A 14,712-nucleotide genomic window follows, 5' to 3' on the forward strand; every position below is an offset into this window, starting at 1 on the left:
CGCTCAGCGACAGATGACGACCGGCTCGCGGCCGACAAGCCGCGCCAGATGCTTGAGCCGCGACGCCACGCGCTCGCCTGCGAGCGCGGCGCAGTTGCCTTCGAGCCGCAGCACCAGACGGTGGCGCTCGACCTTGAGCGGCGCACGCGGCAGCACGCCCGGCTGCGAGGCCGAGACCATGTAGGCGACGCGGAGCGCTGCCCCCAGCACGCGGGCGCGGTCGAGCGTGCGGGTCGAGGCGAGTTCGCGGATGCGCGGCGAGAGCTCCTCGTCGTGCAGCAGGCCGACGTGGCGGAAGAAGATCGCGAGCGCAATATAGGCGCGGCCCGGATGATCGATCGCAACGAACGCGGCATGCGCGATGATGTTGAGCGACTGCTCGCCCCGATAATCCGGATGCGCACGCCAGCCAATATCGGCCAGCAGGCAAGCGGCGCGGCGCAGGCGCTTCTCCTCGGCGTTCTCATCGATGCCGGACGTCGCCATGAAGGCGTCCGTCCACTCGATCAGCTCCTCGCCGTGCTGCGGCGAGCGCGAGCGCAACAGATTGAGCTCTTGTGAGGCCGCGATCAGCGCGTCCTTGCGCTTCTCCTCGCCATCGAGCAGCGAATAGAGCAGCCCCTCGCGCACGCCGAGCGCGGAAAACACCACGTCGCGCGGCTCGGCCATGCGCACGATCTGCTCCAGCACCAGGGCTGCGTAAGGCAACAGCGGCCGGCGGGCCGCTGAGACCACTTCGATCTGCGACAGCGATTCCGGATTGACCCGATGCACGAGGCGCGAGAACTCCAGCGCCTCCCTGGCGCGGATGACGTAGCCGTGCATCACATGCAGCGGATAGCCGGTCTGGGCCATGTGCAGTTGCGCCAGCGCGCGCCAGGTGCCGCCGACCGCATAGAAGGTCCTGCCCTCGCCCGCCTTGAGCAGCTTCACATTGTCCAGCGTGTCGCGAACGATCTTCTCGGCCTTCTTGATCGAGCCGCCGGAGCGGTCCTGCAGCGCAAGTCCGCCGAGCGGCACTGTGGTGCCAGGCCGGATACGGGCGCCATGCACGTCGACGAGTTCGAGCGAGCCGCCGCCGAGGTCGCCGACGATGCCGTCGGGCCGATGGAAACCCGAAACCACGCCGAGCGCGGTCAGCTCCGCTTCGCGCTGGCCCGAAATCAGATCAATCTTGGCGCGGCAGATCTTCTCGGCCGCAGCGATGAATTCGCGGCCGTTCTTGGCGTCGCGGGCCGCCGCGGTTGCGAGCACGTAAAGCTTCTCGACCCGCATGGTGTCGCACAGCGCGCGGAAGCGCTTGAGCGCGCCCAGCGCCTTCTCGACGGCGTCGGCAGGGAGCAAGCCTTTGGTCTGCACCTCGCGACCCAGCCCTGCGAGCGTCTTCTCGTTGAACAGCGGCGTCGGGCTCCGCGTGATGCCCTCGTAGACCACGAGACGCACCGAGTTCGAGCCGATGTCGATGACCGCGATCGACGGCCCATAGTCGAGTCTGCCTTGCGCGAGCTTGCTGACGGAGTTCAGCTTCTCAAGCACGCTCGGACCGCCGGGTTAGGTTGCGGGGCGAGGACTCCTTGAACGACTTGCCGCGTCCGGACAGGCTCGGGTTGGTCATGAAGTACTTGTGCGCATTGAAGGGCTCATCGCCGGCGGCCGCCTTGATGCGCTTCGAGGAACCGTCGGGCAGGAGCATCCAGCTCTGCTCGTTGTCCTTGAGATTGGCCAGCATGATCTGGTCGAGCACCTGATCGTGCACCGTCGGATTGAGGATCGGGCACAGCGCCTCGACGCGGCGATCGAGATTGCGCGGCATCATGTCGGCCGACGAGATGTAGACCGAAGCCTTGGCGTGCGGCAGACCATGGCCGCCGCCGAAGCAATAGATGCGGCTGTGCTCGAGGAAACGGCCGATGATCGACTTCACCCGGATGTTCTCGGACAGGCCGGGAATGCCGGGGCGCAAACAGCAGATGCCGCGCACCACGAGATCGATCTGCACGCCGGCACGCGAGGCCTCGTAAAGCCGGTCGATGATCTCGGGATCGACCATCGCGTTGTCCTTCATCCAGATCGCAGCAGGCTTGCCGGCCTTGGCGTGAGCGATCTCCTGGCTGATGTGTTCGCAGATGCGCTGGCGGAGATTGACGGGCGAAACCGCCATCTTCTCCAGGTCGGCGGGCTCGGCGTAACCGGTGACGAAGTTGAAGATGCGGCCGACGTCGCGGGCGATCGCTGGATCGGTCGTGAAGTATGACAGGTCGGTGTAGATGCGCGCGGTCAGCGGATGATAGTTGCCGGTGCCGACATGGACGTAGGAGACGAGCGTGCCGCCTTCGCGCCGCACCACCTGCGACAGCTTGGAATGCGTCTTCAATTCGAAGAAGCCGTAGACCACCTGCGCGCCGGCGCGCTCGAGGTCGCGCGCCCAGCGGATGTTGGCCTCCTCGTCGAACCGCGCCTTGAGCTCGACCACCGCGGTCACCGACTTGCCGGCCTCGGCGGCTTCGGCCAGCGCGCGGATGATCGGCGAGTCCTTCGAGGTGCGGTACAGCGTCTGCTTGATGGCGATGACGTCGGGATCGCGTGCCGCCTGATTGAGGAACTGCACCACCACGTCGAAGGATTCATAAGGGTGGTGGACGATCAGGTCCTTCTGCCGGATCGCGGCGAAACAGTCGCCGGCGTGATCCCGGATGCGCTCGGGAAAGCGCGGATTGTAGGGGATGAACTCCAGATCGGGCCGGTCGATCGCGAGCAGTTGCGACAGTTCGCTCAGCGCCAGCATGCCGTCGACCAGGAACACCTCGTCGTCGGCGACCGCGAGCGCCCGCTGCACGAACCGGCGCAGCTCCACCGGCATTGCGGCTTCCATCTCGAGCCGGATCACCGAACCGCGGCGGCGCCGCTTGAGCACGGTCTCGAACTGCCGCACCAGATCTTCAGCCTCCTCCTCGACCTCGATGTCGCTGTCGCGGACGATGCGGAACGCGCCCTTGCCCTTGATGGTGTAACCGGGGAACAGCCGCGGCACGAACAAGCCGATGGCCTGCTCCAAGGTCATCACCCGCGCCGGACTGCCCTCGGCGACCGGAAAGCGCATGAAGCGCTCGATCTTTTGCGGCACACGGATCAGCGCGTCCATCGCCTTGCCGTCGCTGGTGCGAACGAGCTGGTAGGCGATCGAGAAGCCGAGATTGGGAATGAACGGGAACGGATGCGCCGGATCGATGGCGAGCGGCGTCAGCACCGGAAAGATATGCTCGAGGAAGTAATCATCGAGCCAGGCGCGATCGGCCTTCTTCAGGCTGTCGGCCTCCACCAACAGGATGTTCGCTACCTTGAGCTCGTCGCGCAGTTCGCGCCAGCGAGCCTGCTGGTCGGAGGCGAGACTCGAGACCGCTTCGCCAATACGGACGAGTTGCTCGGAGGGCGTGAGCCCGTCAGGGCTTCGATCGACGATACCTTCTCGCACCTGGCCCTTGAGGCCCGCGACGCGGACCATAAAGAACTCATCGAGGTTGTTGGCCGAGATCGAGAGGAAGCGGACCTTCTCGAACAGCGGGTGGTTCGGGTTTTCGGCCTCTTCCAGGACCCGCCGGTTGAAGTGCAACCAGGACAGCTCCCGATTGATAAATCGTTCGGGGCTCAACCGGAGGTCCGGCGCAGATTCCGCCCGCCGGGCCGTAGGCGCCGCGGCCGCGTCAGCGGTTTCCGCTTTGATAACAATGCTCTGCGCGGATTCGCTCATGTCGTTCATGACAGCTTTATGACGGTCCATCATGACCGCGGTTCGTGACCGGGCCATGACATGACCGCGCGAATATGGACCCGTCAAGGCACCCTGTGACCAAACAAGAGGCGACCGCTTTTGTTCGTTACCGAAGCAATTCGGCCGCCAACGCGCGGGTGACCGGCCGCTTCAGCCGCAGCGCCTCCTGGTCGAGGCGGTTTACCGCCTCGCGAGCGGCCGCAAAGGAGCGCTCGATACGATTGGCCAGGAAGTTCACCAGTCCCTCGTCGACCGCGAGCTGCCGGTCGGCGAACAGCTTGACGATGACGGCGCGCAGGAGTGCGTCGTCGGGCGCCTCCAGCGCCACGCCAGGGAGTGCCCGCAGTCGCGAGGCGAGATCGGGCAGTCCGATCCGCCAGCCCGTGGGCGCGGTGCGCGCGGTGATCAGAAGAAAGGCGTGCTCCTCGCGCGCGAGGTTGAGGAGATGGAACAGCGCGTTCTCGTCGAAGTCACCTTCGGCGAGGTTTTCCAGCACCAGCGCGCCGGTGGCGAGCGCGATCGGCACGTCGGCTGCGCTTTCCAGCATGCGCGGCGACAGGATGCGGGCGCCGGCCTGCCGCGCCCAGATCGCGGCGAAATGGCTTTTGCCCGCGCCTTCAGGCCCGCGCAGCAGGACGGTGCGCGACGGCCAGTCGGGCCAACGTTCGATCAGCGTCAGCGCTGCGGCGTTCGACGGCCCTTCGAGAAAATCCTCGCGTGCATGACTCTCGGCGTGGTCGAGCGCGAGTGCGAGCTGCATCGGCGGCCGGTGTGCGTTGCTGGCTATGGCATTCGCGCCCGCCATGGCTCAGAGCCGTCCTGTCGGATCGTTACCGGTGTAAAGCGGACTTTCCATGTATTTGCGGATCGCAAAACGCACCAGCACGCCGATTGCGGCGGCGGTTGGAACCGCAATGAGGAAGCCGACGAAGCCGAGCAGATAGCCGAAGGCGAGCAGCGAAAACATCAGCCAGACCGGGTGCAGGCCGACCTTCGCACCGACCAGATTGGGCGACAGGATGTAGCCTTCGAGCGCCTGCCCGATCAGGAACACGCCAACGACCATCGCGATCGACGTCCAATCCGGCCAGAACTGCGCCACCGCGACGATGGCGGCGACCAGGAAGCCCGTGGCCGCGCCGACGAACGGGATGAAGCTGAACAGGCCCGTCATCAGGCCGATCAGAAAGCCCGAGTTGAGGCCGACGAGCGTGAGGCCGATGGCGTAGAACGCCGCCAGGATCAGGCAGATCAGCGCCTGGCCGCGCACGAAACCCGCGATCGCGGCGTCCATGTCGTGCATGAGGCCATGGATGGTGTCGCGGTGCTGGCGCGGGATCCAGTTGTCCACCGTGATCACCACGCGGTCCCAGTCGCAGAGAAGATAGAACGCGACGACCGGCGTGATGACGAGCAGCGACAGCACGGAGAACACCGCGCGTCCGCCGGACCACAGCGACGCCAGGAACGTGGCGACGAAGCCCGAGCCCTGCGATACGAGGCCGCCCACCGACTTCTCGGCGTCAGGCAGACCACCGCCGAAAATCTTGGCGAGCCATGGCCTGCTCGGATCGGAAAGCAGCGAACGAACCTTGTTCACATAGCCCGGCAGGCTGTCCATGAAGGCGGTGAACTGGTCGGCGATGATCGGCGACACCGTCATCACGCCAACCACGATGGCCACGACCACCACCACCAGCACGACCAGCGCCGAGATCGCCCGGCTGACGCCGAAGCGTTCGCCCGCCCGCGCCACCGGATCGAGCAGATAGGCGAGCGCCATGCCCGCGATGAAAGGCAGCAGCACGGGACTCATGAGCCAGATCACGCCGCAGAACACCGCGAGCGCCACGATCCAGAAGATCACCTGCCGTTCGAGCGTCATCGATTACGCCGCCCCATTACGCCGGAACTGGAAACGCCTTATGTCTCGGTTTCCGCAGAATTCATGTGACGAACCCACTCGGCGAGATAGAGGGCGACCGAAACCAAGGTCAATACCGCGACCAGCACCATCACCACTGTCAACACGGGCTCGATATCGATCCCCAGCCCGTGAGACCCGAGCACCAGGCAGGCGAACACGATCTGCACCGCGGTGTTGGCCTTGGACACGATCAGCGGCTTGATCTGGACCGGCCGGTCGATCAGCCAGGACAGGATCACGGCACCGACGATCATGATGTCGCGCGACACCACCAGGATGACGATCCAGAGCGGGATCACGCCGGTGATACCCAGCGAGACGTAGATCGAGACGATCAGGACCTTGTCGGCGAGCGGGTCGAGATAGGCGCCGAGTTCGGTCTTCATGCCGAAGCGCTTGGCGAGAAAGCCGTCGACCCCGTCGCTGATGCCGGCGACAAGGAACAGCAGGAACGCGAGCAGGATCTGCCCGGTGGCGATCGACCAGACGACCACCGGTACGAGCAGAATGCGCGCCAACGTAATAAGGTTCGGAATACTCAAACTTCAGGCCCCGGCTCGCCCCTGCCCCAGTTGGTGTCCCACCCGGCGCAAACGGCGATTCCATCTGAGTATATCGGCCATACGGCCATTGCGCAGGGCTTCATTCCGAAATAGGCAGGGGCCATGAAGAAAAAAGGCCTGACCTATGCGCAATCTGGCGTCGATATCGACGCCGGCAACCGCATGGTGGACCTCATCAAACCGCTGGTGAAGGCCACGGCCCGGCCCGGTGCCGACGCCGAAATCGGCGGCTTTGGCGGCCTGTTCGATCTCAAGCGCGCCGGGTTCAAGGATCCGGTGCTGGTGGCGGCCAATGACGGCGTCGGCACCAAGGTTAAGATCGCGATCGAGACCGGCATCCATGGCACGGTCGGTATCGACCTCGTGGCGATGTCGGTGAACGACCTCGTGGTGCAAGGCGCCGAGCCGCTGTTCTTTCTCGACTACTTCGCGACCGGCAAGCTCGAGCCCAAGGTGGGCGCCGCGATTGTCGCGGGCATTGCGTACGGCTGCAAGCAGGCCGGCTGCGCTCTGATCGGCGGCGAAACCGCCGAGATGCCCGGCGTCTATCACGGCAACGACTATGATCTCGCGGGCTTTGCGGTCGGCGCCGTGGAGCGCAAAGGCATCATGCCGCGCAACGACATCCGCGCCGGCGATGTGATCCTCGGCATCGCGTCGTCCGGCGTGCACTCCAACGGCTTTTCGCTGGTGCGCAGGGTGGTGGCAAAGTCGAAGCTGAGGTGGAGCGCGAAAGCGCCGTTCGACAAGAAGAAAAAACTTGGCGCTGCGGTGCTGACGCCGACGCGCATCTATGTGAAGCCCCTGCTCGCGGCGATCCGCGAGACCAAGGCCGTCAAGGCGCTCGCGCACATCACCGGCGGCGGCTTTCCGGACAACATCCCTCGCGTGCTGCCGAAGGGCACCGGCGCTCGCATCGATCTCGACAACATCAAGGTGCTGCCGGTGTTCAGCTGGCTCGCCGAGGCGGGCGGCATCGCCGAGAACGAGATGCTGCGCACCTTCAACTGCGGCATCGGCATGATCGCGGTGGTCGAGCCGCGCAAGGCCGACGCGGTGATGAAGGTGCTCCGGCGCGAAGGTGAGAAGGTCACGCCGATTGGCGAAGTGACGCGCGCCACGGCGGGCAAGCCGCGCGTCGCCTACACCGGCGCGCTTCGCCTCTGACCATGGCTCGCAAACGCGTTGCCGTCCTGATCTCCGGCCGCGGCTCCAACATGGTGGCGCTGATCGAGGCCGCAAAGGAGCCTTCCTTCCCGGCCGAGATCGTGCGCGTGGTTTCGAACGATCCGTCGGCGCAAGGCCTGCAACGCGCCGAAGCCTCGGGCATCCGCACCGCGGTGGTCGATCACAGGACCTTCGGCAAGGACCGCGAGGCGTTCGAGCGCGCGCTGCAGGGCGAACTCGAAGCGAACGGGACCGAGCTGATCTGCCTTGCGGGCTTCATGCGTCTGTTGACGCCCTGGTTCGTCACACGCTGGACCGAGCGTCTGATCAACATCCATCCGGCCCTGCTGCCCGATCTCAAAGGCCTGCACACCCACGCCCGCGCGCTGACCGAGGGGCGGAAATGGCACGGCGCGACCGTGCATTTCGTGGTGCCGGAGATGGATGCTGGACCGATCATCCGCCAGGCGCGCGTGCCAGTGCTGGCGGACGACACCGAAGAGAAACTCGCTGCACGAGTCCTCGAGGTCGAGCATCGAATCTATCCGGAGGCGCTGCGGCTCGTATCGGAAGGCCGCGTGCAGGTCGTGGGCGGCGCCTGCCTCGTTGACGGCAAGCCGGTCGAGACGTTCTCGTAAGTTTGTTCTTCTGCGACCGACTGTGAAAAATACAAAACCCCCGGCCGAAGCCGGGGGTTACGGGAAGCAAATACCCCGTTAGGCGTGAACCGTCAGCCCACCTTCAGATTTTCGGCGGACGCTTTGCCATTGCGGCCGGTCACAAGTTCGTATTCGACGGTTTGGCCTTCGTTGAGGGTGGACAAACCCGCACGCTCAACGGCCGAGATGTGAACGAACACATCCTTGTCGCTGCCCGCCGGCTTGATGAACCCGTAACCCTTCGTCGGATTGAACCATTTGACGGTGCCCTTTTGCATCGTCGGTCTCCTGGTCTCGTCGTATTGAAATTCGACGCGCCTTGCATTGAGCTGTCGCATCGCTGCAAACCGCGCCACAACCCGGGTTTTGGTTTTGATGATCCGATAGTCGCGTCGGAGACGCAGCGGCCGGAAAACGGGCCAAAATCCTGTTGCAAAGCCGACATGACAGCAAAAATACGGCCTAACCAAGGCTGCTTATGCCCGATAATGCCTGACAACATGCGAGCACATGTGGCCGCAGAGGCACAGCGCAGCAACAACGTGGTGAGCAACTTGCGACGGTGATTGACCGGATGGCGCCGTTCGCAACAATCCCTTTCGAACCAATGAGATGCCGCGCAAACATCGGCAGCGTGGCGGGGCTGTGAGGCGGGGGCAAACGGTGCGCTTGAGACTGCGACCCGCTTTGGCGTGCGATCGCCACGCGGCCTTTCGTGTCGCAGCATCGCGCGCGTTGCTCATCTTCGCTGCGTTGATTCTCATCCTCGCGAACAGCGATCACGCCGCGGCGCAATGCGGCGGGCCGCCCATCGCCGGCCCGCCGTTACCCTGCCCGCAGCCATCCGCATCCGTGAACGGCAGCGGCTTCGCATCCGCTCAAGGCGGCCTGTTCGACATCGGCACTCAATTTCAGACCCGCCTCGGCGCGCACACGTCGTACCGGGACGGCACGAGCGCCGGCAACAATCCACAAGGCGGCGGCGCGGAATCGGCCTTCGACCGTTACCGCACCTGGTTCGAGGGCTACGGCTCATCGACCACCACCGACGCTCAGGGACAATTCCTCGGCGACCGCCGGAAGACCTACGGCGGCATTGCCGGCGCAGGCGTCACGGTCACGCCCGGCGTGACCTTCGGCGCTTCGGTCGATGGCAGCCGGACCAACATCGACGTGCCGGGCGCCACCGGGCGCATCGATCTCACACAGCTTGGCCTGATCGGAAATTTCGAGCACGGGCCGTGGAATCTCGGCGTCACCGGCATCTACGGCTTCGGCAATGTGCATTCCAGCCGCTTCGACACCGGCGGCATCTCATCGGCGGCCTATCAGGCGCGGCTTTGGGGCACCATGGCCGAGCTCAGCTACTACGTCGCGCTGCCCAACAACTCGCGCTTCGTCCCCAAGCTCACCGCCGACTGGCTTCACACCCGCACCGACAGCTTCACCGAGACCGGCGGCGCCAATCCGATTTCCGGATCGAGCGTCAGCGCAAGCCGCATCCGGATGATGGTCGGCGGCGAGATCGGACACAGCTGGCTGGTCGACCGGACGATCTTCGACGTCTCGGTCTACGCGCGGCTCGTCGAGAATCTGTCGCAGAACATCGGCGACCTTGCGATCAGCGATCCGAACGTGAACGGCGTGCAGTTCGTCACGGGCGTCCGGGAAAGCTCGATGGGCGCCGACGCGGGCGCCTCCTTCTCGGTCAAGCTGTCGCAGCTCGCGCGGCTCTACGCCGCCTATGACGGCCGCTTCCGCGGCAACCTCACGTCACACTCCGGCACCATCGGCGCCGAATTCCGGTTTTAGTCAAAACGTCTCTTTGAACGGCCGCAGGTCGAGCTCCTGGGTCCAGGCCGAGCGTGGCTGGCGGTGGATGTGCCAGTGGTTCTCGGCGATGGCGTCGATATCGAGCAGACCGTCGTCCTCGCGACCACGAAGTCCTGCCGCGCCGCGGCTGCGCAGCTTCTCGCCGTCGATGCCGCCGTCCACCACGACATGCGCCACGTGAACGCCGGCAGGTCCGTATTCGCGCGCCATGCTCTGCGAGATCATGCGGAGGCCGGCCTTGGCGGCGGAGAAATGCGCAAAGCCCGGCTTGCCGCGGATGCTGGCGGAGGCGCCGGTGAAGATGATGGTGCCGCGGCCGAGCGGCACGAAGCGTCGCGCCGCCTCGCGGCCGACCAGGAAACCTGAGAAGCAGCCGACCCGCCAGAAGTCCTCGAACTGCTTGGCCGTCACCTCACGGAAATCGAGCCGCTGATTGTTGCCCGTGTTGGAGGCGACGAGATCGGCCGGCTCGAAGCCCGCGCCCGGCGCCATCGCGCGATCGAACAAGGCGACAATGTCTTCCTCCTTGGTCGCATCCATCACGATCGGCGTGGCGCTGCCGCCCGACGACACGATCGTCGCCGCGACCTGATCGATCTTGGCCGCGGTGCGGCCAGCGATCAGCACGTGATAGCCGCCAACCGAGAAGCGCCGGCATAACGCCGCGCCAAGCCCGCGTTCGGCTCCGACGCCAATAACGACCGCGACAGGCTTACCCATGTGACTTGTCCATGTGATCCTCGTTAGTGTTTGGTCGAGCGTCGCGCTTCGCCACGCGCTTCAGCAATCGCGGCATATTTCTGCTTGAGGCGCTGGTTCGCGGCAGGGCCTGCAGCGAGTGCGTAGTCCGGATCGACGATCGGCCGGCCGGTCCTAGCGTCCACCATGACCGGATCGGCGGCCGCGCCGGTTTTGCGTTCTGCGATGACGACACGCTTGCCGTCGGTCGCGAAGTGCTTGTTGCCGAAGTTCAAGAGCGCGACGAGCACCGGAAAGAAATCGCGGCCGCGCGCGGTCGGCAGATATTCGTATCGCGGCGGACGCTCGCTGTAACGGCGGCGCTCGAGCAACTCAGCCTCCACCAAAGCATTCAGCCTTCGCGTCAGCATGTTGGGCGCGATGCCGAGGCTCGTCTGAAACTCATCGAAACGCGTCATGCCGTGCAGCGCGTCTCGCATGATCAGCATGCTCCACCACTCCCCCACGCGCTCAAGGCTGCGGGCGATCGGGCACAACATCTTGTGAAAGCTCTTGCGGCGCATTGCGGAGAGATAATCTAGTTACTATCATCATGCAAGTTACTTACAGCCGCTCCCAAGCTGGCAAAGGAAATTGTCCATGAGCGCTCAAGGCATTACGCATGACATCGTGCTCGCAAGCCCGGTCCGCACCGCGATCGGCGCCTACAACGGCTCCCTCAAGGGAACGCCCGCGCCCGACCTTGGCGCTGTGGTGGTCCGCGAAACGCTGAGGCGCGCGGGGCTCGATGCCGCCGCGGTCGGCAGCGTGGTGCTGGGCAACGTCATCCAGGCGGGCAACAAGATGAATCCCGCGCGTCAGGCCGCGATCGGCGGTGGCGTGCCGGTGTCGGTCCCTGCCCTCACCGTGAACCGCGTCTGCGGCTCGGGCGCCCAGGCTGTGGTGACTGCGGCCCAGCAGATCACGGCCGGCGAGATCGACGCGGCGGTCGCCGGCGGCATGGAGAACATGGACCGCGCGCCGTATCTGATGGACGGCGGCCGCTGGGGCTACCGCATGGGCCCCGCCGAAATCCACGACAGCATGCTGCGCGACGGTCTCGACGACGCGTTCTCGGGCAAGCACTCCGGCTGGCACACCGAAGACCTCGTGATGAAGGCGCAGCTGACCCGCGAGGCGCAGGACCGCTTTGCGGCGCGCTCGCAACAGCGTTTCGTCGCGGCGCAGAAGGCCGGAAAATTCGCCGACGAGATCGTCAAGGTCGACATCAAAGGCAAGAAGGGCGTCGAGGCCTTTGCCGTTGACGAAGCACCGCGCCCCGACACCACTTTCGAAGTGCTGGCCAAGCTCCGCCCGGCATTCCGCGACACCGGCACGATCACCGCCGGCAATGCACCGGGCCTCAACAGCGGCGCCGCCGCGATGATCGTCGCGAGCCGCGCTTTCGCCGACGCGCACTCGATCAAGCCGGCGGCGCGGCTGGTCGCCTATGGGATCGCCGCCGTCGAGCCCGGCCTGTTCGGCTTGGGTCCGGTGCCCGCGGTGCGCAAGGCGCTGGAGCGCGCCGGCTGGAAGCTTTCCGACATCGAGCGGATCGAGATCAACGAGGCCTTCGCGGCCGTGCCGCTTGCCGTCGCGAAAGAGCTCGGCCTGCCCGAGGACATCATCAATGTCGAAGGCGGCGCCGTCGCCCACGGCCACCCGATCGGCGCCACCGGCGCGGTGCTGACCACGCGGCTCATCCACTCGATGCAGCGCGATGGGCTGAAGCGCGGCGTCGTCACGCTCTGCATCGGCGGCGGCCAGGGCATCGCGCTGGCGCTCGAGACCATTCAGTAGTTTGAGCATTCAAGGGGAGAGCTCAGTGAATTCGTCTTCGCTCGCGGCGTGGCTTGCGCGCCGCAACGTGCACTACGGCTGGGTTGTCGTCGGCACCACGTTCCTGACCATGCTGGTGACGGCGGGTGCGGTCGGCGCGCCTGGCGTGCTGATGTTGCCGCTGCAAAAGGAGTTCGGCTGGCAGACCGCTGAAATCTCTTCCGCGCTCGGCGTCCGCTTCATGCTGTTCGGGCTGATGGCGCCGTTCGCGGCCGTGCTGATCAACCGCTACGGCATGCGGCGGGTTGTGCTCTCTGCTCTCGCGCTGATCGTATCCGGCCTGTTGCTGTCGCTCGCCATGACGCAAGTCTGGCAGCTCGTCCTGCTGTGGGGCGTGGTGATCGGGCTCGGCACCGGCATGACCGCGCTGGTGCTCGGCGTCACGGTCGCGACGCGCTGGTTTGCGACGCGGCGTGGCCTCGTCACGGGTCTTCTCACTGCGAGCTCCGCCACCGGCCAGCTCGTGTTCCTGCCGCTCCTCGCCCATGTGTCCGAACAGTTCGGCTGGCGCAGCGCGATCGTGATGGTCTGCTCCGCGCTTGGCGTTGCCACGGTCGCGATGCTCGCCCTGATGCGCGACCGGCCTTCCGACGTGGGCCTCGCGCCGTTCGGCCAGGAGGAAGCTCCGGCGCCCGCGGCGCCCTCGCCCGGCATTGGCCTGATCACGGCGTGGTATGCGCTCCGCGACGCAAGCCGAACCGGCGTGTTCTGGGTGCTGTTCGCGACCTTCTTCATCTGCGGCGCCAGCACCAATGGCCTGATCCAGACGCACTTCGTGCCGCTCTGCGCCGACTTCGGCCTCCCGGCCGTCGGTGCTGCCGGCGTGCTCGCCGCGATGGGCATGTTCGACATCGCCGGCACCATCGCGTCGGGCTGGCTGTCGGACCGCTACGACAATCGCTGGCTGCTGTTCTGGTACTACGGCTTGCGCGGGCTCTCGCTGCTCTACCTGCCGTTCACCGGCTTCACGTTCTACGGCCTGTCGCTGTTTGCGATGTTCTACGGCCTCGACTGGATCGCGACCGTGCCGCCGACCGTGAAGCTCACCGTCGCCCGCTTCGGCCGTGAGCGCGCCAACCTGGTGTTCGGCTGGATCTTCGCTGGCCACCAGATGGGCGCAGCCTTCGCGGCGTTCGGCGCGGGCCTCTCGCGCACCGTGCTGTCGAGCTATCTGCCGGCGTTTTTCATCTCGGGCGCACTCTGTCTGGTCGCCGCGGCACTGATCATCACCATCGGCCAACGCGATCGCGGCGGCGAAGCCGTGAGGCCCACACCGGCCCCTGCCCGAGCCTGATCGATCAACACGAAGGAGACATCAAATGCCCGTCGCCAAAATTCACGTCCTCGAAGGACGCTACAGTGACGACCGCCTCAACAAGGTGTCGAAGGCCGTGCAGGATTCACTGATGAGCGCGCTCGGCGTGCCGCCCGATGATTTCTTCCAGATCATCCACATCCTGCCGCGAAATCAGTACCGCCACACGCCGTCGTTTCTCGGCCTGAAATATTCCGACGACCTGATCCTGCTGGAGGTCAGTTTCATCTCCGGCCGGCCCAAGGAAAAACGGGCGGCTTTGCTGAAGGCGTTCAACGAGAACGTCGTCAAGGCCGCAGGAATCTCTCCGGACGATCTGATGATCACGTTCTACGAGGTGCCGGGCGAGAATATTTCATTCGGCCAAGGCCTCGCACAGCGAGCGCATATCTCGGCCGAAGCAGCCCAGCGGTGACGTTACATCCGCTGGCCGGGCAAAAGGCTCGCTTGCTTCACCCAACCGGCGAGCTGAGCTTCGTTGAGTTGGTCGCCCTCATGGATGTCGAGGTAGCGCGTGTCTTTGCTCTTGGACGAACCGGGAGGAACAGGGCGCAGCGCAGCGCCGCGGAAGAAAGCCACTTTGACGTACTTCGTGAAGACATGGATGCCGAGAAACCAGCCCTGGTCCTCGACTCCGTAGAGCGGTGAATTCCATTTGACGGCCTTCCGCACGCCGGGAACCGTGCGCACGATGAGCGCATCGAGGCGGCGCCCGACGTCGCGTTTCCAGCCCGGCATCGCGGCAATGTAGGCCTGCACCGGGGCGTCGCCGTCCCCTTTGGCGATCTGAGGATTGCCGCCTGCGAGAAGGACCGGCTTCGCAACGACCCGTTTAGCCATTTTCTTGGCAACCTTCTTTTTTGCGACCTTCACCGGCTTCTTGGACCTCTTGCCGGCCATTG

General features: G+C 65.3%; 15 protein-coding genes. 6 read left to right on the forward strand and 9 right to left on the reverse strand.

Features of this window, described 5'->3' with window-relative positions:
• Positions 1-3: 3 nt before the first annotated feature.
• The 5 genes from ppx to RHPLAN_RS24070 form a co-directional block, all read right to left on the reverse strand.
• Positions 4-1,536 carry an exopolyphosphatase gene (gene ppx, locus RHPLAN_RS24050; protein ID WP_237179903.1) on the reverse strand — a complete coding sequence of 511 codons (1,533 nt, stop codon included), beginning with the start codon at positions 1,534-1,536 and terminating at the stop codon, positions 4-6.
• On the reverse strand, positions 1,529-3,748 hold the full coding sequence (locus tag RHPLAN_RS24055) for an RNA degradosome polyphosphate kinase (protein ID WP_068031755.1): 2,220 nt from the start codon (positions 3,746-3,748) through the stop codon (positions 1,529-1,531). The genes ppx and RHPLAN_RS24055 overlap by 8 nt, the downstream gene beginning before the upstream one ends.
• 127 nt (positions 3,749-3,875) lie before the next feature.
• The gene (locus RHPLAN_RS24060) at positions 3,876-4,574 is read right to left on the reverse strand and encodes a P-loop NTPase family protein (protein ID WP_068023052.1); all 699 of its coding nucleotides are present in this window, start codon (positions 4,572-4,574) and stop codon (positions 3,876-3,878) included.
• Between the two features lie 3 nt (positions 4,575-4,577).
• Positions 4,578-5,654 (reverse strand): AI-2E family transporter, encoded by a 1,077-nt coding sequence (locus RHPLAN_RS24065; RefSeq protein WP_068023055.1) that lies wholly within the window; start codon positions 5,652-5,654, stop codon positions 4,578-4,580.
• A gap of 38 nt (positions 5,655-5,692) precedes the next feature.
• Positions 5,693-6,238 (reverse strand): CDP-alcohol phosphatidyltransferase family protein, encoded by a 546-nt coding sequence (locus RHPLAN_RS24070; protein ID WP_068023058.1) that lies wholly within the window; start codon positions 6,236-6,238, stop codon positions 5,693-5,695.
• 123 nt (positions 6,239-6,361) lie between these two features.
• On the opposite strand from RHPLAN_RS24070, the gene purM reads away from it, so the two are divergent.
• Together purM and purN are read left to right on the forward strand one after the other, a co-directional pair.
• Positions 6,362-7,426 (forward strand): phosphoribosylformylglycinamidine cyclo-ligase, encoded by a 1,065-nt coding sequence (gene purM, locus RHPLAN_RS24075; protein WP_068023061.1) that lies wholly within the window; start codon positions 6,362-6,364, stop codon positions 7,424-7,426.
• A gap of 2 nt (positions 7,427-7,428) precedes the next feature.
• Positions 7,429-8,064, forward strand: coding sequence for a phosphoribosylglycinamide formyltransferase (gene purN / locus RHPLAN_RS24080; RefSeq protein WP_068023063.1), 636 nt, complete (start codon positions 7,429-7,431; stop codon positions 8,062-8,064).
• A gap of 92 nt (positions 8,065-8,156) precedes the next feature.
• Here purN and RHPLAN_RS24085 read toward each other — a convergent pair whose 3' ends face one another.
• Entirely contained in the window at positions 8,157-8,363 is a 207-nt protein-coding gene (locus tag RHPLAN_RS24085) for a cold-shock protein (RefSeq protein WP_068023066.1), read from the reverse strand.
• Positions 8,364-8,820: 457 nt separating this feature from the next.
• Here RHPLAN_RS24085 and RHPLAN_RS24090 point away from each other — a divergent pair, with 457 nt between their 5' ends.
• On the forward strand, positions 8,821-9,897 hold the full coding sequence (locus tag RHPLAN_RS24090) for an autotransporter outer membrane beta-barrel domain-containing protein (protein WP_068023069.1): 1,077 nt from the start codon (positions 8,821-8,823) through the stop codon (positions 9,895-9,897).
• Here RHPLAN_RS24090 and RHPLAN_RS24095 read toward each other — a convergent pair whose 3' ends face one another.
• Positions 9,898-10,638: an SDR family NAD(P)-dependent oxidoreductase gene (locus RHPLAN_RS24095; RefSeq protein WP_068023071.1), complete on the reverse strand. Its 741-nt coding sequence runs from the start codon at positions 10,636-10,638 to the stop codon at positions 9,898-9,900.
• A gap of 23 nt (positions 10,639-10,661) precedes the next feature.
• Positions 10,662-11,180: a winged helix-turn-helix transcriptional regulator gene (locus RHPLAN_RS24100; RefSeq protein WP_068023074.1), complete on the reverse strand. Its 519-nt coding sequence runs from the start codon at positions 11,178-11,180 to the stop codon at positions 10,662-10,664.
• A 76-nt stretch (positions 11,181-11,256) separates the two neighbouring features.
• Between RHPLAN_RS24100 and RHPLAN_RS24105 the strand changes: the two genes are divergently transcribed.
• Genes RHPLAN_RS24105 through RHPLAN_RS24115 form a run of 3 tightly spaced genes read left to right on the forward strand, consistent with a single transcriptional unit; the run spans position 11,257 to position 14,225 of the window.
• Positions 11,257-12,456, forward strand: a complete 1,200-nt coding sequence (locus tag RHPLAN_RS24105) for a thiolase family protein (protein ID WP_068023076.1) — start codon at positions 11,257-11,259, stop codon at positions 12,454-12,456.
• A 25-nt stretch (positions 12,457-12,481) separates the two neighbouring features.
• On the forward strand, positions 12,482-13,789 hold the full coding sequence (locus RHPLAN_RS24110; protein ID WP_068023078.1) for an MFS transporter: 1,308 nt from the start codon (positions 12,482-12,484) through the stop codon (positions 13,787-13,789).
• A 25-nt stretch (positions 13,790-13,814) separates the two neighbouring features.
• Entirely contained in the window at positions 13,815-14,225 is a 411-nt protein-coding gene (locus RHPLAN_RS24115; protein WP_068023080.1) for a tautomerase family protein, read from the forward strand.
• 2 nt (positions 14,226-14,227) lie between these two features.
• On the opposite strand, the gene RHPLAN_RS24120 is transcribed toward RHPLAN_RS24115, so the two are convergent.
• Complete coding sequence (locus tag RHPLAN_RS24120) at positions 14,228-14,710, reverse strand: DUF1801 domain-containing protein (RefSeq protein ID WP_068023084.1); 483 nt, start codon at positions 14,708-14,710, stop codon at positions 14,228-14,230.
• Positions 14,711-14,712: the final 2 nt, after the last annotated feature.

Source organism: Rhodoplanes sp. Z2-YC6860 (genome assembly GCF_001579845.1).
Taxonomy (GTDB): Bacteria; Pseudomonadota; Alphaproteobacteria; order Rhizobiales; family Xanthobacteraceae; genus Z2-YC6860.